The organism is Modestobacter sp. VKM Ac-2979 (assembly GCF_026967995.1).
Taxonomy (GTDB): Bacteria; Actinomycetota; Actinomycetes; order Mycobacteriales; family Geodermatophilaceae; genus Modestobacter.
The window spans coordinates 375313-393647 of record NZ_JAPVBO010000005.1; the positions used below are offsets into that span (position 1 = coordinate 375313).

Below are 18335 nucleotides of genomic sequence, written 5' to 3' on the forward strand. Positions count from 1 at the left end.
ACACCCCGGAGCAACCCCGCGCTCGTAACTTGCGGGTGGCTTTCCGTCCACTCCCGGAGGATCGATGTTCAACAGTCCCGACGAGGTCACCGCCTACATCCGCGACAACGACGTGAAGTTCGTCGACGTCCGGTTCTGCGACCTGCCTGGCGTCATGCAGCACTTCACCATCCCCGCGGAGACGTTCGGGCCTGACACCTTCGCCGACGGCCTGGGCTTCGACGGCTCGTCCATCCGCGGGTTCCAGGCGATCAACGAGTCCGACATGCTGCTGCTGCCCGACGCGAGCAGCGCCTACGTCGACCCGTTCCGCATCCACAAGACGCTGAACATCAACTTCTTCATCCACGACCCGATCACGCGCGAGGCGTACAGCCGCGACCCGCGCAACGTGGCGAAGAAGGCCGAGGCCTACCTCGCCGCCAGCGGCATCGCCGACACCGCGTACTTCGGCCCCGAGGCCGAGTTCTACGTGTTCGACTCGGTGCGGCACAACACCTCGATCAACGAGGGCTACTACCACATCGACGCGGTCGAGGGCTCCTGGAACACCGGGTCGCTCACCGGTGAGAACGGCGGCCCGAACCTGGGCTACAAGACCCGGCCCAAGGGCGGGTACTTCCCGGTCGAGCCGTACGACCACCAGAGCGACCTGCGGGCCACGATGATGGTCAACCTCGCCAACGCCGGGCTCGAGCTCGAGCGCGGTCACCACGAGGTCGGCACCGGCGGCCAGGCGGAGATCAACTACAAGTTCGACACCCTGCTGCGCTCGGCCGACAGCCTGATGCTCTTCAAGTACATCGTGAAGAACACCGCGTGGGCGCACGGCAAGAGCGCCACCTTCATGCCGAAGCCGCTGTTCGGCGACAACGGCTCGGGCATGCACTGCCACCAGAGCCTCTGGAAGGACGGCGAGCCGCTCTTCCACGCCGAGACCGGCTACGCGGGGCTGTCGGACATGGCCCGGCACTACATCGGCGGCCTGCTCGCCCACGCGCCGTCGCTGCTGGCCTTCACCAACCCGACGGTGAACAGCTACCACCGCCTGGTGCCCGGCTACGAGGCGCCGATCAACCTGGTCTACTCGGCCCGCAACCGGTCGGCGTGCACGCGCATCCCGATCTCCGGCGACAGCCCGAAGGCCAAGCGCATCGAGTTCCGGGTGCCCGACCCGTCGGCCAACCCCTACCTCGCCTTCTCGGCGATGCTGATGGCCGGCCTCGACGGCGTCAAGAACAAGATCGAGCCGCCGGCGCCGATCGACAAGGACCTCTACGAGCTGCCGCCCGAGGAGGCCCTCGGCATCGAGAAGGTGCCGGCGTCGCTCGATGCGGTGCTCGACCGGCTCGAGGTCGACCACGACTACCTGCTCGACGGTGGCGTGTTCACCTCCGACCTGATCGAGACGTGGATCGAGTACAAGCGGGAGAACGAGATCGACCCGATCCGGCTCCGCCCGCACCCGCACGAGTTCGCGATGTACTACGACATCTGATCGGCGGGGCCCGCACCGGCCCTGACCCGTTCGACAGCGCAGCCCCCGCCGGCCTCCGGCGGGGGCTGCGCTGTCGTGGTCGGCCCGCGCTGCGGGCACCGCTCAGCCGGCGACCGCTGGCACGGGCGGGGCCGCCACCGGGGTCCGGGCGGTCGGCACCTGCACGGTCGGCGGGGCGACCGTCGCGCTGGGCAGCTCCGGTCGGCCGAAGTGCCATCCCTGCCCGAGGTCCACCCCGAGGCCGCGCAGCGCCGACGCCTCCGCGGCCGTCTCCACGCCCTCGGCCACGACACTCGCGCCGCAGCCGTGTCCGAACTCGACCAGGGACGAGACCAGCCGGGTCAGCACGGGGTCGACGTCCACCCCGGAGACGATGCTGCGGTCCAGCTTGATGACGTCCGGTGCGGTGATCACGATGTGCCGCAACGAGGAGAACCCGGCGCCGACGTCGTCGATGGCCAGCCGCATCCCGCGGGCCCGCAGCGGGCTCAGCACGGCAGCCAGGGCGGCGTAGTCGGCGACCTGGTCGTGTTCGGAGAGCTCGAGCAGCACCCGGTCCAGCGGCAGCGTCTCCATCAGTGCCGCGAACTCCGGCTGCACCAGCGTCGCCGGGGAGATGTTCATGGCGACGTACCCCTCGACGACCGCCAGGTGGTCGGCCGCGCGACGGAGCGCCAGCAGCTCCAGCTCGTGTCCCAGCCCCACGCTGTGCGCCTCCTCGAAGCACACGTCCGGCGCCTTGCCCCACGCTGCCGGGAACCGGCTGAGCGCCTCGTACCCGACCCGGAGCCCGGTGGCCAGGTCGACGATGGGCTGCAGGACGACGACCGGGCCACCGGTGGAGACCACCGGCACCAGTCGGCCCAGCAGTTCCCCACGGCGCTCCCGCTCGCGCACCGAGGGTTCGATGAGCACGGCCGCGGCCGAGGCGAGGACGGTCATCAAGGACTGGTCCCGCTTGGTCAGCCCCTTGTCCGTGGTTAGGCCGGCAGCGCAGAAGGTGCCGTAGAGCTCGCCGTCGCTGAGCACCACGGGCACCGAGACGTAGCTGCGGATCCTCGGCAGACGGGCGGCCGGCAGCGCCATCGCCGCCGGGTGCCGGCGGAGGTCGGGGATCACCGCAGGCAGCTCGCCGTCGAGGATCGCTTGGCAGAGGGACGTCTCCTGTTGCTGCTGGTTCCCCTCCTGGAAGAGGAACGGCACCGATGACTCGACGACCTCCAGGTGCTGGGTGGTCCCGTCCAGCCGGGAGAGGAACGCCACGGACAGCTGCAGCGACTCCTTCGCGGTGCGCAGCAGCTCAGCGACCTTCTGGTCGGCGTCCGACCGTCTCTTCTTCACGTTCCCTCCTCGTGGCCGTGCTGGTCCCATCGACTGGTCCCGCCCTGAGCTGAAGCGCCTCGCCCGAATTCGTCGCACCGTGCATGTCGACCCGGCTATCGGGGGCACTGGTGCTGCCATGGACCTGCCGATCGGAGAGACCCAGCTCGTCCCCGTGGGCGACAGCCCGATGAAGGTCTGGACGGCCGGGGACGACGGCCCCACCGTCCTGCTCGTCCACGGCATCCCGACCAACCACCGGCTGTGGTGGGACGTCGTCCCGCCCGTGGCCGAGCGGGCCCGGGTGCTGGCCGTGGACATGGCCGGCTACGGCGACTCCCCCGCACCCGACGGCCAGCCGGTGGACCTCGCCGCCCAGGCCGCCCGCCTGCTCGGGCTGCTCGACGCCCTCGACCTGGAGCGGGTCATCGTGGTGGGGCACGACCTCGGTGGCGGGGTGGCGCAGATCCTCGCGACGACAGCGAGCGAACGGGTCGCCGGCCTGGGGGTCGTCGACGGCGTCTGCTACGACGCGTGGCCGGTGCCGCTGGTGCGCGCGATGAAGGCCGGCTGGCCGCTGGTCCGGCAGCTGCCCCCCGCGGCCCTCGGCACGGCGCTGCGGCCGGCGCTGCGCACGCTGTTCGCCCACCAGGAGCGCGCGAAGCCCTTCCTGGACCGGTTCGTCGAGCCCTGGGAACGGCCGGACGGCCCCCGCCTGCTGAGCCGGCACCTCCGCTCGCTCGACTCCGTCTACACCCAGACGGTCGCCCCGTTCCTGCCGCGGCTCACCGTCCCTGCCGAGGTGGTCTGGGGTCGGCAGGACCACCAGATGAAGCCCGAGCACGGTCAGCGACTGGCCGACGACCTGCCCGGTGCGCGACTCACCTGGGTCGATGACGCCAGCCACTTCGTCCCGGCCGACCGCCCCGACGTGGTCGCCGAGGCGGTGCTCCGGCTGGTCGAGCGGGTCTGACCTCCGGTCGGCCCCGGGGCGCACGGGCACGGGCACGGCCCGCCTCCGGCGGAGGCGGGCCGTGTCGCGACCGGTCAGCCGGCCGTGATGTCCAGCGTGTGCACCATGTGGTCGAGGACCCGGACGTTCCGCTCGTAGTCGAACTCCGGCAGCCCCACCGTGTTCACCACGAGCGTGGCCGGGCCGTCCGGCCCGTCCGCACCCAGGTCGATGGCGTAGGTGGTGGTCCGGGTGCCCTCCGGCCACAGGCCCTCGCCGTCCCAGGTGCGCTGGATGCGGACGCCCTGCCGCCCGTCGACGACGGTGCCGCTGCGGCTCTCCTCGACGCCCTCCTGGGGTGCGCTCACCCGGTCGTACGGCACCGGTTCCACCGAGGCGGCGATCGGGGCCGTCCGCACGTCGGTCCCCGCGGTCAGCGTGAACGGCTCCGGCGCGAACCGCGAGCAGGGCGGCAGCACGTCACCCGTGTTGGTCGACCACGACCCGGGGTAGCTGAGCGCGAAGCCGTCGGGGTGCTCGCACCGGCTGCCCAGGTCGACCGGCGGGCGCCCGTCCTGGGCCAGCACGTCGACCACGATCCGCTGCGGCGAGGAGAGCCGGGACACCGCGAACGGCCGTTCGGCGTCGAGCCCGGCGAAGAACGTGTGGTGCCCCTCGAACACGGTGTCCTCCACCAGCGCCTGCAGCGTGGAGGCCCCGGGCAGCTGCTGCCGGTCGGGACCGTCCCAGGGCTGCACCCCGTCCGGGGCGTCGCCGGGCAGGGCGACGTTGGTCAGCGTCATGCCGAGGACGGCGTCCCCGGGCACCTCGATGGGGGCACCGGAGCCCTGGGCCCGGGGGTCGTCGGTGTACCCGATCCGCCAGCCGGCCTCCCCCTCGCCGGCGACCTCGAAGACGATCCGGTCGAAGCCGGGGTGGGCACCCAGCCGGACGTCGGTGACCACCACCGGGGCCCCGGCGCCGGCGACCTCGGAGTCGGCGGTGTCCCCGGCCCCGATCGGCTCGATCGACTGTGCCGGCTCGTGGTACACGTCCACGACCAGCCGGGTCGGCTCCTCGAGCACCGCGACGCCGAAGGGCACGCGCTGCTGCAGCCCGATCGTCCAGGCCAGCTGCCCCTCGAAGTCGCCGGTCCGGACGACCTCGGTGACGACGCCGCCGTCGGTCGGGGCGACCCGGTCAGGGCCGGTGTAGGTCTCCCGCGGCTCGTCGCCGGAGAGGTCCACGCCGCTGGCCGGCGCAGCCCGCACCTCGAGGAACGCCGCACCGGGCACCGGGACCTCGGCGCCGGATCCGTCCTCGGTGATCGGCGGCTCGACGTAGGCCACCCGGTACCCGGGCGCCGCCGTGCCCGCGAACTCCAGGACCACGCGGTCGAAGCCGTCGTGCCGGGCGGTCCGCACGTCGGTCAGGTGGGCCGTCGGCCCGGTCACGGCGGGGAAGTCGCCCGCCTGCACCGGGCCGGTGCCCGGCGTGCCCACGGGTTCGGTCGCCGGAGCCAGTGGCCCGGCCAGTGGCACGGGGGCGGGTGGCCCGGCCGACGGCGCGGCGCTGGCACCGCCCACCAGTCCGGTGGTCGCCAGCAGCAGGGACGAGGAGAGTGCGAGGAAGGTGTTCACGGAGACCCCGATTCGGTCGCGTTGTGTCTTCCTGACGCTGTGGCCCTTGCCACCGGAACGGGCCTGAAACACCTGCGGGGAGGTCCTCCGGGCTGCCGGACGGTCGGCCGACTCGACGGCGCACGACCGAGTCGTCCCCGGTTCAACTCGCGCCCCGACCTGCCGATGACCTGGGTGGACTGCGCCGACCGCTGCCGGGGGCCGGGCAGCACAGCACGCCGGCTGCGATCCCCGCAGGCCGGCGACGGCCTGCGATGGAGGACACGGATGAGGCGGCGCACCAGCACCCCGGCCACGAACACGATCGAGGCGGGGCAGATGCCCCGGGACGTCGAGGCCGTGGAGGCCGTGATCGCCCGGCTCGAACAGGGCGTCACCGACGAGCCCCACGCCCATCAGCTGATCATCGAGACGCTCGTCCAGGAGCTCGGCATCGCCTACGGCGCCGTGTGGCTGGCCGGTGACGGCGGCACCTTCCACCTCACCCACGAGTCCGGCCCCCTGACACCGACCATCGCCGCGGGCTTCGGGAACCAGGCGCTGCAGATGACCGCCTCCGACGGCTACGGCGGTGAGGCGATCCGGAACAAGAAGACGCTGGTGACCGACGCCAGCAGCGACCCCCGGAAGTGCCTGCGCTGGGCGGCGGCCCTCGCCGCCGGCGCCACCGCCGGGTGCATCGTGCCGCTGGTGGAGAACGGCCGGGTCATCGCGCTCTACGAGTACTACAACGCCGGCGAGCTGCCCTTCTACGGTGCCCGCCAGGGCAAGTGGGACTCCCTGAGCCGCCTGCTCACCCATGCCCGCCGGTCCGCCCTGGGCAGGGCCGAGCTGCAGGAGACCCTCGACGACCGGGTCGCCGTCACCACGGTCGTCACCGAGCTGAGCGCGGCCCGTGACCAGCAGTCCGCCCTGCGGATCGCGCTGGACACCGTGCGGGAGGCGTTCGGCTGGGCGTACGGCTCCTACTGGGCACTCGACGAGAGCGCGAACGTGCTGCGCTTCCAGCAGGAGTCGGGTTCGGCCGGTGAGGAGTTCCGCAAGGTCACCCTGGCGGCGAGCTTCGCCGAGGGGGTGGGCCTGTCCGGGCGCACCTGGCGGTCCCGGGACCTGTTCTTCGTCCGCGACATCGGCGAGATGACCGACTGCGTCCGTGCCCCCGCGGCCCAGCGCGCCGGGGTCAAGTCCGGTGTGTGCTTCCCGCTGATGGTCGGTGGCCGGGTCGTCGGCACGATGGACTTCTTCGTCACCGCGACCATCGAGCTGTCGGACTCCCGCCGCTCGGCGCTGCGCAACGTGCAGCAGCTGGTCTCCCAGCGGCTGGACGTGCTGCGCCGCACGGAGGAGTCGGCGGACAACGCGCGCGAGCTGCTGGACACCGTCTCCCGGCTCCGCGAGGCCGCCGGGGACGCCGGCCGGGTGGCGGAGAGCGCGGTCAGCCAGGCGTCCACGATGACCACCGAGGTCGAGGCGCTGGACGAGGCGTCGGCTGCGGTCGGCGAGGTCATCCGGATCATCTCCGGCATCGCCGACCAGACGAACCTGCTCGCGCTCAACGCCACGATCGAGGCGGCGCGCGCCGGCGAGCTGGGCAAGGGCTTCGCGGTCGTGGCCAGCGAGGTCAAGGACCTCGCCCGGGAGACCGCCAACGCCACGCAGAAGGTGTCCGACCAGATCGCCGGCATCCAGGCCAGCAGCAAGGCGGTGGCCGACGGCATCCACACCACCGGGGAGATCATCGGCCAGCTGGACGCCGTCCAGGCCCGGATCGGTGAGGTGCTGGAGGAGCAGGCCCGGATGGCCTCGGCCTTCGACCGGGACGTCTGACCCCACGACGCGCCGGACCCCGCCCCTCCCCCGAGGTGCGGGGCCCGGCAGCGAGTGGTGCACGACCGATCGGCCCGCGGAGGTTCCGGACGGCGGCGGGCTGGGCATGATCGGACCCATGCGCCTTCCGAAGTCACGGGGCCCCGTCAGCGCAGCGCTGAGCGCGGACCTCACCGCCGGGTCGACCCTCAGCTCCCGCACGCTCGCCGCCGCCGAGGGGCTGGCCGCCTCGGCGACCGACCCGCTGACCGACGAGGACCTGCAGCTGACCCTGGCCATCTGCTACGAGCTGCACTACCGGGGCTTCGACGGGGTGGACGACGCCTGGGAGTGGGACCCGGAGCTGCTGCGGCTGCGCGCCCTGCTCGAGCAGCGCCACCTCGCGGCGCTGCGGGCCCTGGTCACCCCGGTGGAGGTCACCGACGAGCCGGTCGACCAGCAGCTCACCGCCGTGATCGCCGCCGACGACGGCCCGTCGCTGTCGAGGTACCTGGCCAAGCACGGCACCCGCGAGCAGTGGCAGGAGTACCTCACGCTGCGGTCGGTCTACCACCTCAAGGAGGGCGACCCGCACACCTGGGCCATCCCGCGGATCAGCGGGCGGGCCAAGGCGGCGATGGTGGAGATCCAGGCCGACGAGTACGGCGGCGGGTCGGCCGAGCGCATGCACAGCCAGCTGTTCGCCGGGATGATGGCCGACCTCGACCTGGACACCTGTTACGGCGCGCTCTGGGACGCCGCCCCCGCGGTGGCGTTCACGTCGGTCAACACCATGTCGCTGTTCGGGCTGCACCGCCGGTTCCGGGGCGCGTGCCTGGGCCACCTGACGGCGGTGGAGATGACCTCCTCGGAGCCCAGCCGCCGCTACTCCTCCGGGCTTCGCCGCCTGGGGTTCGGCGAGCAGACCAGCGTCTTCTACGACGAGCACGTGGAGGCCGACGCCGTCCACGAGCAGATCGCCTCGGTCGACATGTGCGGGTCGTTGGTGGCCGAGGACCCGTCGCTGGCCGCCGACGTCCTGTTCGGCGCCCAGTGCTCGCTGGCCCTGGACGGCCTGACCGCCGAGCACCTGCTCGGCGCCTGGGAGGCCGGGCGTTCCGGCCTGCGGCAGGAGCAGCCGGTCGCCGCCTGAGGCGACCGGCTGCCCGGCCTCAGCGGAGGCCGAAGACGGACAGGGTGCCGTCGTCCTCGTTGCTGGCGACGAACAGGCCGCGGGACGGGATGGCGAGCAGCCCCTCCGGTGCGTCGCCGACCGGCAGCACCTGGAGCAGCTCCGGCGCGGCGTCGCGGTCGGTGTCGTAGACCAGCACGGCGTCCCCGCGCTCGGCGCCGATGAACGTGTAGTCGACCCCGCGCATCCGGGCCACCTCGGCGCCCTCGAACTCCGCGCCCTTGTCGTCGCTGCGCCCGTCCGGGTACGCACCGACGGCGGCCAGCGCCCGCTCGGCGGGGCCGCCGCTGCCGTACAGCACCTCCCCCGTCTCGCTGAACACCGTCCAGCCGCGGCCGCCGGCCGGCTCCTCGGCCAGGTCGCCCTCGTCGGCGGTGACCAGGTTGCCGCGCAACGTCCACTGCACCGTGTCCGGCTCACGTGGGGCGACCAGCAGGTCGTCGAAGGCGACGACGTCGTCGTCGACGGTGTCGGCGTCGGTGCGGATGACCGTGCCGGCCGAGAAGGAGCTGACCACCGTGCGGCGGGCCAGGTCGACCAGCGCGATCGCGTTGTTCTCCTGGAGGGTGACGGCGGCGATGTCCCGGCCGTCGACGTCGACGAACTCCGGCTCGGGGTCGTCGGCGAAGACGGCACCCGGCAGCCCGGTCAGCTCGACCCGGCCCACCGTCCACGCGCTGACCGGGCCGCGCAGGTCGACCACCGAGAGGAAGCCGGCCGGCAGCTGCGGGAGGCCACCCTCCACGTCGCCGACCTCGATGTCCTCGTCGCGCTGGTTCTCGATGGCGATGGCCGCGAAGACGCCGCTGGGGCCGATGTCGATCGAGTCCGGCTGGCCGCCCAGGTCGATGGTGCGCACGATCGCGCGCCGCGGCAGGTCGACGACCGCCAGGTGGCCCGAGGGAGAGGCCAGGTCGGTGGTCGTGTCGACCGCGACCAGGGCATATCGGGCGCTGGAGGTGATCGTGACCGAGGTCGGCGAGCCACCCACGTCGATGGCCCCCCGGTCCCGCGGCGCGCTCGGGTCGCTCAGGTCGACCAGCCCGATCCGGCCGAGCTCGGAGTCGGTGTAGACGACCGTCCGCCCGTCCGGGGTGGCCGAGATGATCTCGGCGACCTCTCCCTCCACGGGGAACGTGGCCAGGGGCGTGAAGGTGCGTGCCGGTGCGGCTGCGGCCGGGCCGGCGGCGGCCAGCAGGGCGAGCGCGCTGAGCGAGAGCACGGCGGTGACGGGACGGAGCGGACGACGGAGCACGGGCCACCTCGGGAGTTCGGGTCAGGGTCGTCGCCGACCCTGGTACGCCCGCACGGCCGGCAGGTGGCCCACCGGCGAACACGCGGTGGACCGGGGCCGACGTCCGCTCAGGTCGGCGGCCGCTGCCCGTCGTCGGCCTCGCGGCCGGCCTCCTGGAACAGCCGGGCCGCCGGCCGAGGACGCGACGGGGCGCTGCCGGAGTGGAACCCGGCGCGCTTGTGGGTGCCGTCGCAGAACGGCTTGATCCCGGACTTCCCGCAGCGGCACAGCGCCACCGTCCTGCGGCCCGGGTCGATCTCCTGGCCGTCGGTGTCCACCAGCTGGAAGTTGCCGCGCACGATCAGCGGACCGTCCCGGTAGGGCGTGATGGTCGCCGTCGGCTCGTCGACCGGGGGTTCGTCGCGCACCCGGGCGTCGGTCACGTCGGCGGGGTCGTCGGACACGGGGTCCGGGCTCTCATCGGTGGGCACCGGTCGATGGTGCCCGGGACCGGTCGTGCTCAACCGACCACCCCGTCAGCCACCGCCCGGCGGGAGGTCACCGGCTCAGCCCTCCTCGGTCCGGCCGTAGAAGACGCGCTCCACGACCGTCCGCGCGTGTCGGGTGACCCGCCGGTACTCGTCCAGGAACTGCCCGGCGTCGGTCTCCGGCCCGTACCCGCACGCCCGGGCCACCCCGCTGAGCTCCAGCCCCTGCCGGGGCAGCTGGTCACCCGGCCGGCCGCGGACCAGGAAGACCGCGTTGCGCGCCCGGCTGGCCAGCTCCCAGGCTGCCCGCAGCGCGTCCCGCTGCTCGGCGTCGAGCAGGCCGGCCTCCCCCAGCGCCTCCAGGGCCGCCACCGTGCCGGTGACCCGCAGCGCCGGGTGCGTCGCGGCGTGCTGGAGCTGCAGCAGCTGCGCGGTCCACTCGACGTCGGCCAGCCCACCCCGGCCGAGCTTGGTGTGCGTGGCCGGGTCGGCGCCGCGGGGCAGCCGTTCGCTGTCCACCCGGGCCTTGATCCGGCGGATCTCGGCCACCTGCTCGGTGGACAGCCCGGCGGCCGGGTAGCGCAGCGGGTCGATCAGCGCCACGAACTCCCGGCCCAGCGCCTCGTCCCCGGCCACCGGCTCGGCGCGCAGCAGCGCCTGCACCTCCCAGGTGGAGACCCAGCGCTCGTAGTACTCGGCGAACGCGCTCAGGCTCCGCGACATCGCGCCCTGCCGACCCTCGGGACGCAGGTTGGCGTCCACCTCGAAGGCCGGGTCGGGCGCGGGTTCGCTCAGCAGCCGGCGCAGGGCGTGCGCGATGGCGGTGGCCGCCGACGTGGCCCGGCCCTCGTCCGCGCCCGGGCGGACGCGGTGCACGAAGAGGACGTCGGCGTCCGAGCCGTAGCCCATCTCGGCACCGCCCAGCCGGCCCATCCCGATGACCGCGACGTCGACCGGGACGTCGGCGACCGCCCACCCGGTCTCGGCCGCCCAGCTGCGCACAGCGGCGTCCAGGCCGGCACGCAGCGTGGCCACCGCGACGTCGTACAGGGCCTGGCCGACCCGGAGCACGTCCAGCCGGCCGAGCAGGTCGGCGCAGGCGATCCGCAGCAGCTCCTGCCGGCGCAGCGACCGCAGCACCTGCACGCCGGCGCTCGGGTTGTCGGCCCGGGCCACCGCCTGCCGCCACGCCGAGGTGAGCGCGTCGGCGCTGCGGGGCTCCAGCTGGGCGTCGTCGGCGAGGATCCGCATCGCCTCCGGCGTCCGGGTCAGCAGGCCGGCGACGTACTGGCTGGAGCCCAGCAGCACGGCCAGCCGCTCGGCGGCCTGCCCCTCGTCCCGCAGCAGCCGCAGGAACCACTGGTCGTTGCCCAGCGCCTCGCTGACCTTGCGGTAGGCGAGCAGCCCGGCGTCGGGGTCGGCGCAGGAGGCGAAGCTCTGCAGCAGCACCGGCAGCAGGTAGCGCTGCATCGACGCCGACCGGCTCAGCCCACCGGTGAGCACGGTGAGGTGCCGCAGCGCGCCATCGGGGTCAGCGAAGCCGAGCGCCCGCAGCCACTCCCCCGCTGCCTTCGGGCCCAGCTGCAGCTGCTCACCCGGCACCCGGGCGACCGAGGACAGCAGCGGACGGTAGAAGAGCTTCTCGTGCAGCTTGCGCACCACCCGGGTGTGCAGCGCCAGCTCCGCCTGCAGGACGGCGACCGAGTCACCGCGGTCGTCGGGCTTGTAGCCCAGCGAGCGGGCCAGCCAGCGCAGCTGGTCACCGGCGACCGGGAGCAGGTGGGTGCGTCGCAGCCGCAGCAGCTGCAGCCGGTGCTCGACGGTGCGCAGGAAGCGGTAGGAGGCGATGAGCGTGGCGGCGTCCTCCCGCCCGATGTACCCGCCGGCACCGAGCACGGTCAGCGCGGGGATCGTGCCGCCGGCGCGCAGCGAGACGTCGGCCCGGCCGTGCACCAGCTGGAGCAGCTGGACGCTGAACTCGACGTCGCGGAGCCCACCGCGGCCGAGCTTGAGCTGCCGCTCGGCCTGGGCGGCCGGGATGTTCTGCTCCACCCGGCGGCGCATCGCCTGGATCTCCGCGACGAAGCCGGGGCGGTCCCCGGCCTTCCAGACCAGCGGCCAGATCTCGTCCACGTACTCCCGGCCCAGCCCGGGGTCCCCGGCCACCGGCCGCATCTTGAGCAGGGCCTGGAACTCCCAGGTGCTGGCCCACTGGTCGTAGTACGCGCGGTGCCCGGCGACGGTGCGCACCAGTGCACCGGCCTTGCCGTCCGGGCGCAGTGCTGCGTCCACCTCCCAGGCGGCCTCCCCGCAGATCCGCATCAGCGCACTGGCCACGCGCGCCGCGCTGGCCGTCGCCGCGGCGTCGTCCTCCCCGTCGACGGGCTCGGCCACGAAGACCACGTCGACGTCGCTCACGTAGTTGAGCTCCCGGCCACCGCACTTGCCCAGCGCGATGACGGCCAGCCGGCACGGCGTGGCGTCGGCCGGCTGCTCGGCGAGGGCCACGGCGAGGCCGGCGGTGAGCACGGCCCCGGCGATGTCGGACAGCTCCGCGGCCACCTCGTCGGCGGGCAGCCCGTCGCCGAGGTCACGGCCGGCCAGCGAGAGGACGGCGCGCAGGTGGGCGTGCCGGAGGTCGCGGACCCGGGCGGGTTCGGCGTCGGGCGCGGCGGTGCCCAGCCGCACGCCCCACGGCGGGTCGTGCGGGTCGGCCCCGACGGCGAACAACAGCTGCTGCTCGAGCTCCTGCGGGCTGGGGCGGGCGGTGCGGTCCTCGGTGTCCAGCACCACCCAGTCCGTCGGGTGGGCTGCCAGGTGGTCGGCGAGACCGGCAGAGGCACCCAGCACGGCGAGCAGCCGGGAGCGGACCGTCGACGAGCCCCGCAGCCGGGCCAGCAGGGCGGCCGCGAGCTCGCCGTCGGCGTCGGCGGCGTCCAGGGCCTCGACCAGCCGGGCCAGCGAGCGGACGGCGAGGTCCGGGTCGCCGGCGCGGGCCAGCGCGGAGACCACCGGCGCGGCCTCGGGGTCGGCCGGCTCGTTGCGCTCCAGGTCCCACAGGCCCAGCGCCGGGGAGGCCAGCAGCCGGGCCACCCGGGCGCCGTCGTCGAAGCCGAAGCGCACCAGCCGGACGACGGCGCGGCGGGGCACCTCGTCGTCGAGCTGCGGAGCGGCCGCCACCGTCAGCCCCCGGTGGTGGCGCGAGCGCGCACCAGGTCGGCGAACCGGGCCGCGAAGGGCGCCCAGACCTCGGCGAGGTCCGGGTGCACAGCGGTCGCGCGGGCACAGATCGTCTCGACGTCCAGGCCGCTGCTGGCCACCCCGACCGCATCGCCGTCGGCCCACCGCCGCACCAGCGCCGGGTCGGTCTCGATGTGGAACTGCAGGCCGTAGACGTGCTCCCCGACCCGGTAGGCCTGGTGCTGGTACCGCGGGTTGCTGGCCAGCAGGGTCGCGCCGGCCGGCAGCCGGTCGACCTCGTCGTGGTGCCACTGGAGCACGTCCGGCGACAGCGGCAGCGGCGCGAACAGCGGGTCGGCGTCGGCGAGGTCCCGCTTGGCCACCAGCGTCGCCCCCACCTCCGGACCGTCGGCGCCGACCCGGGTGCTGCCGCCGCCGACCTGGGCCAGCAGCTGGGCGCCCAGGCAGATCGCCAGGGTCGGCACGTCGGCCGCGACCGCTTGAGCCAGCAGGTGCCGGACCCCGACCAGCTCCGGTGAGGTCTGCTCGTCGTCCAGCGACGACTGCGGGCCGCCCATCACCAGCAACCCGTCGAACCCGGTGAGGTCGGCCGGCAGCGGCTCACCGCGGGACAGCCGCCGCTCGTCGAGCTCCAGCCCGGCCTCGCGCAACCACTCCCCCAGCCGGGTCGGCGGGTCGGTGTCGGAGGGGACGACGACGAGCAGACGGGCCATGGGAGGAAGGCTAGTTCCCCGTCCCGGCACCACCGAAATGGCCATTTCGGTGGTGCCGGGCGCGTCAGAGACCGGGGAGGTAGCGCTTGAGCTCGAAGGGGGTGACGTTCTGCCGGTAGGAGTTGAACTCCTCCCACTTGTTGCGCAGGAAGAAGTCGAAGACGTGCTCCCCCAGGGTCTCGGCGACGAGCTCGCTGCCCTGCATCGCGGTGAGCGCCTCGCCGAGGGAGACCGGCAGGTCCTCGTACCCGGCCGCCCGCCGCTCGGTGTCGGTCAGCGACCAGACGTCGTCCTCGGCCTCGGGCGGCAGCTCGTAGCCCTTCTCGATGCCGCGCAGGCCGGCGGCCAGCAGCACCGCGAAGGTGAGGTACGGGTTGCACGCCGAGTCCGGCGAGCGGACCTCGACCCGGGCGGAGTTGCCCTTGTTCGGCTTGTAGGAGGGCAGCCGCACCAGCGCCGACCGGTTCGCCCGGCCCCAGGTCGCCGCCGTGGGCGCCTCGGTGCCGGCCAGCAGCCGGCGGTAGGAGTTGACCGTCTGGTTGGTGACCGCGGTCATCTCCCGGGCGTGGGTGAGCAGCCCGGCGATGAACTGCTTGCCGGTGGTCGACAGCCGCATCGGGTCGGCCGGGTCGTGGAAGGCGTTGCGGTCGCCCTCGAACAGCGACAGGTGGGTGTGCATCGCCGAGCCGGCCAGCTCGGTGAAGGGCTTGGGCATGAAGGTCGCGTGCACGCCCTGGGCCAGCGCCACCTCCCGGACGACGTGCCGCAGCGTCATGATGTTGTCGGCCATCGACAGCGCGTCGGCGTACCGCAGGTCGATCTCCTGCTGGCCCGGGGCGACCTCGTGGTGGCTGAACTCCACCGAGATGCCCATCGCCTCCAGCGCGAAGACCGCCTCCCGGCGGAAGTCGTGGGCCACGTTGTGCGTGGAGAGGTCGAAGTAGCCGCCGACGTCGGCCGGCTCGGGGGGCGTGCCGTCGCTGGGGAGGTCCTTGAGCAGGAAGAACTCGATCTCGGGGTGGGTGTAGAAGGTGAACCCCATGTCGGCGGCCTTGCCCAGCGCCCGCCGCAGCACGTGCCGCGGGTCGGCCCAGGCCGGCGAGCCGTCGGGCAGCGTGATGTCGCAGAACATCCGCGCGGTCTCGCTGGCCTGCCCGCGCGAACCCGGCATGACCTGGAACGTGGCCGGGTCCGGCTTGGCCAGCATGTCGGACTCGTAGACCCGGGCGAAGCCCTCGATCGCCGAGCCGTCGAAGCCGATGCCCTCTGCGAACGCGGCCTCGATCTCGGCCGGGGCCACCGCGACGGCCTTGAGATAGCCGGAGACGTCGGTGAACCACAGCCGCACGAAGCGGATGTCGCGCTCCTCCAGGGTGCGCAGGACGAACTCCTGCTGGCGGTCCATGCTGGCCATGCTCCACTCCCGTCGTGACAACGGTGTTACGTGGTCCCCAGCCTGCCCCCTCGGAGGGGCCGGGCGGAACAGGCGCCCCGGACCGGTCGCACGCCGCCGCGCACGTGACGTGAACCACAGCCACCCGGGGAGTCCCCACCTGGGCGACCGGACGGGGCGGCGACCACACTCTCCGGTGTGAGTGATCAGCAGCGGACGGCGGAGTCGGCGCGGCAGTTGCGGGTGGCCCTGGCCCAGGTCGACACCCGGGTCGGCGACCTGGCGGGCAACGCGGAGCTGGTCGTCGAGTGGACCCGGCGGGCCGCCGGCCGCGATGCCCACCTCGTGGTGTTCCCGGAGATGACGCTGACCGGCTACCCGGCCGAGGACCTGGTGCTCCGGGAGTCCTTCGCCCGGGCCAGCGAGCAGACGCTGGTCGAGCTGGCCGGCACGCTGGCCGAGCAGGGCCTGGGCGGCACCGCCGTCGTCGTCGGCTACCTGGCGCACACCGAGGGAGCCGGCCCCGCCCCGGTGGACGAGATGCCGACCGACGCGGACGACGCCCCCGGCGACGCCAACCCCCGCCGCGGTGCCCCGCGCAACGCCGCGGCACTGCTGCACGGCGGGGAGGTCGTGGCGCGGTACCACAAGCGCCACCTGCCCAACTACGGCGTCTTCGACGAGGCCCGCTACTTCGTGCCCGGCACCGAGCTGCCGATCGTGCGGCTGCACGGCGTCGACGTCGCGCTGACGATCTGCGAGGACCTCTGGGTCGAGGGCGGCCCGTGCGGGGTGGCCGGGCAGGCCGGGGTCGACCTCGTCGTCTCCCCCAACGCCTCCCCCTACGAGCGCGCCAAGGACGACCTGCGGCTGCCGCTGGTGCAGCGCCGCGCCGCGGAGGCGAACGCCCCGATCGTCTACTGCAACCAGGTGGGCGGTCAGGACGAGCTGGTCTTCGACGGCGACTCGCTGGCCGTCTCCGCCGCGGGCGAGCTGCTCGCCCGCGCCCCGCAGTTCGTCGAGCACCTGCTCACCGTCGACCTGACGGTGGACCCGGCGGCCGTCCCGGTGCGACGGGAGGGCCGGATCGGCCCGATGACGGTCACCCGGCACCTGGTGTCCGAGCAGCCGGTGGCCGCCTACCCGGCGCAGCCGGGGACGGTGGCCGAGCCGCTGAGCGACTGCGAGGAGGTCTGGCGGGCCCTGGTGCTGGGGCTGCGCGACTTCATCGACAAGAACGGCATGCCCTCGGTGGTGCTCGGCATGTCCGGCGGCATCGACTCGGCGGTGGTGGCCGCGCTGGCCGTCGACGCCCTGGGCGCCGACCGGGTGGTCGGCGTCGGGCTGCCCTCGCGGTGGTCCAGCGAGCACTCCCTGGCCGACGCCGCGGACTCGGCGGAGCGCCTGGGCATGCACTACTCCGTCGTCCCGATCGCCCCGGTCGTGACGGCGTTCGAGGGGGCGGTGGAGCTGTCCGGCGTCGCCGCGGAGAACGTCCAGGCCCGGGTGCGCGGCACGCTGCTGATGGGGCTGTCCAACCAGCACGGCCACCTGCTGCTGGCCACCAGCAACAAGAGCGAGGTCGCCGTCGGCTACTCCACGCTCTACGGCGACGCCGCCGGTGGCTTCGCCCCGATCAAGGACGTGCCCAAGACCCTCGTCTGGGACCTCGCGCGGTGGCGCAACGCGCACGCCCGGGACCGCGGGCAGGTGGAGCCGATCCCGCAGAACTCCATCGACAAGCCGCCGTCGGCCGAGCTGGCCCCCGGACAGCAGGACAGCGACTCGCTCCCCTCCTACGAGGAGCTGGACGCCGTCATCGCCGACTACGTCGACCGTGACCTGGGGCTGGCCCAGCTGCTCGAGCGCGGCCACGACCCCGAGGTGGTGGCCCGGGTGCTGCGGCTGGTCGACCTGGCGGAGTTCAAGCGCCGCCAGTCCGCGCCGGGCACCAAGATCTCGCTCAAGGCGTTCGGCCGGGACCGCCGGCTGCCGATCACCAACCGCTGGCGGGAGAGCCTGCCCAGCGTCCGCGAAGGAGCGGCCCGATGACCGAGTCCCCCCTCTACGGCGGCACCGCCACCGCCCGGGTGCGCGTCCACCACCTGCAGCAGGCCAAGGAGCGCGGCGAGAAGTGGGCGATGCTCACCGCCTACGACACCTACGCGGCCGCGGTGTTCGAGGAGGCCGGCATCCCGGTGCTGCTGGTCGGTGACTCCGCGGGCAACGTCGTCCTCGGGCACACCTCGACCGTGCCGGTGACGGTGGAGGACCTGCTGCTGATGACCAAGGCGGTCACCCGCTCCACGAAGCGCTCGCTCATCGTCGCCGACCTGCCGTTCGGCAGCTACGAGTCCGGCCCGCAGCAGGCCTTCGACACCGCGGTGCGGATGATGAAGGAGGGCGGGGCGCAGGCGGTCAAGCTGGAGGGCGGTGTCCGGGTGGCGCCGCAGATCCGGCTGCTCACCGAGGCCGGCATCCCGGTGATGGCGCACATCGGCTTCACCCCGCAGAGCGAGCACGCCCTGGGCGGTTTCCGGGTGCAGGGCCGAGGTGCGGGGGCCGAGCAGCTGCTGGCCGACGCGCACGCCGTGCAGGACGCCGGCGCTTTCGCCGTCGTCATGGAGATGGTGCCGGCCGAGGTCGCCGGGCAGGTCACCAAGGAGCTGACCATCCCGACGATCGGGATCGGTGCCGGGCCGGACTGCGACGCCCAGGTGCTCGTCTGGCCGGACATGGCCGGGATGACCTCGGGGCGGGTGCCGAAGTTCGTGAAGAAGTACGCCGACCTGCGCAGCGAGCTGCTCCGAGCCGCCCAGGAGTACGCCACCGAGGTCCGCGACGGCACCTTCCCGGCCCCCGAGCACTCCTTCGAGTAGTGGTGGTGCAGCGAGGGCG

Annotated in this window: 13 protein-coding genes; 6 read left to right on the forward strand and 7 right to left on the reverse strand. The window is 73.6% G+C overall.

From position 1 onward, the window contains the following. The first annotated feature begins 64 nt into the window (after window positions 1-64). Window positions 65-1498, forward strand: coding sequence for a type I glutamate--ammonia ligase (gene glnA / locus O2W15_RS16615; RefSeq protein WP_269162094.1), 1434 nt, complete (start codon window positions 65-67; stop codon window positions 1496-1498). Window positions 1499-1600: 102 nt separating this feature from the next. On the opposite strand, the gene O2W15_RS16620 is transcribed toward glnA, so the two are convergent. Next, window positions 1601-2839: an EAL domain-containing protein gene (locus O2W15_RS16620; protein ID WP_269180177.1), complete on the reverse strand. Its 1239-nt coding sequence runs from the start codon at window positions 2837-2839 to the stop codon at window positions 1601-1603. A gap of 118 nt (window positions 2840-2957) precedes the next feature. On the opposite strand from O2W15_RS16620, the gene O2W15_RS16625 reads away from it, so the two are divergent. Beyond that, window positions 2958-3791 carry an alpha/beta fold hydrolase gene (locus O2W15_RS16625; RefSeq protein WP_269180178.1) on the forward strand — a complete coding sequence of 278 codons (834 nt, stop codon included), beginning with the start codon at window positions 2958-2960 and terminating at the stop codon, window positions 3789-3791. Window positions 3792-3865: 74 nt separating this feature from the next. On the opposite strand, the gene O2W15_RS16630 is transcribed toward O2W15_RS16625, so the two are convergent. Further along, window positions 3866-5410 carry an AMIN-like domain-containing (lipo)protein gene (locus tag O2W15_RS16630; protein WP_269180179.1) on the reverse strand — a complete coding sequence of 515 codons (1545 nt, stop codon included), beginning with the start codon at window positions 5408-5410 and terminating at the stop codon, window positions 3866-3868. Window positions 5411-5677: 267 nt separating this feature from the next. On the opposite strand from O2W15_RS16630, the gene O2W15_RS16635 reads away from it, so the two are divergent. Both O2W15_RS16635 and O2W15_RS16640 read left to right on the forward strand, forming a co-directional pair. Further along, window positions 5678-7237, forward strand: a complete 1560-nt coding sequence (locus tag O2W15_RS16635; RefSeq protein ID WP_269180180.1) for a methyl-accepting chemotaxis protein — start codon at window positions 5678-5680, stop codon at window positions 7235-7237. Window positions 7238-7355: 118 nt separating this feature from the next. After that, complete coding sequence (locus tag O2W15_RS16640; RefSeq protein WP_269180181.1) at window positions 7356-8369, forward strand: iron-containing redox enzyme family protein; 1014 nt, start codon at window positions 7356-7358, stop codon at window positions 8367-8369. A 19-nt stretch (window positions 8370-8388) separates the two neighbouring features. Here the strand turns inward: O2W15_RS16640 and O2W15_RS16645 are convergent, their stop codons facing one another. The 5 genes from O2W15_RS16645 to O2W15_RS16665 all read right to left on the reverse strand — a co-directional run bounded on the left by O2W15_RS16645 (window position 8389) and on the right by O2W15_RS16665 (window position 15458). Next, complete coding sequence (locus O2W15_RS16645; protein ID WP_269180182.1) at window positions 8389-9663, reverse strand: hypothetical protein; 1275 nt, start codon at window positions 9661-9663, stop codon at window positions 8389-8391. Between the two features lie 107 nt (window positions 9664-9770). Continuing rightward, window positions 9771-10133, reverse strand: coding sequence for a CDGSH iron-sulfur domain-containing protein (locus tag O2W15_RS16650; protein WP_269162087.1), 363 nt, complete (start codon window positions 10131-10133; stop codon window positions 9771-9773). 75 nt (window positions 10134-10208) lie between these two features. Then, window positions 10209-13310 (reverse strand): bifunctional [glutamine synthetase] adenylyltransferase/[glutamine synthetase]-adenylyl-L-tyrosine phosphorylase, encoded by a 3102-nt coding sequence (locus O2W15_RS16655; protein WP_269180183.1) that lies wholly within the window; start codon window positions 13308-13310, stop codon window positions 10209-10211. Window positions 13311-13312: 2 nt separating this feature from the next. After that, the gene (locus O2W15_RS16660) at window positions 13313-14044 is read right to left on the reverse strand and encodes a type 1 glutamine amidotransferase (protein ID WP_269180184.1); all 732 of its coding nucleotides are present in this window, start codon (window positions 14042-14044) and stop codon (window positions 13313-13315) included. A gap of 64 nt (window positions 14045-14108) precedes the next feature. Continuing rightward, a complete protein-coding gene (locus O2W15_RS16665; protein ID WP_231558041.1) occupies window positions 14109-15458 on the reverse strand; it encodes a glutamine synthetase family protein in 1350 nt (449 codons plus the stop codon). 177 nt (window positions 15459-15635) lie between these two features. On the opposite strand from O2W15_RS16665, the gene O2W15_RS16670 reads away from it, so the two are divergent. Together O2W15_RS16670 and panB are read left to right on the forward strand one after the other, a co-directional pair. Further along, window positions 15636-17489, forward strand: a complete 1854-nt coding sequence (locus O2W15_RS16670; RefSeq protein WP_269180185.1) for an NAD+ synthase — start codon at window positions 15636-15638, stop codon at window positions 17487-17489. Then, the gene (gene panB / locus O2W15_RS16675; RefSeq protein ID WP_269180186.1) at window positions 17486-18316 is read left to right on the forward strand and encodes a 3-methyl-2-oxobutanoate hydroxymethyltransferase; all 831 of its coding nucleotides are present in this window, start codon (window positions 17486-17488) and stop codon (window positions 18314-18316) included. Before O2W15_RS16670 ends, panB begins: the two co-directional genes overlap by 4 nt. The last annotated feature ends 19 nt before the right edge of the window (window positions 18317-18335 follow it).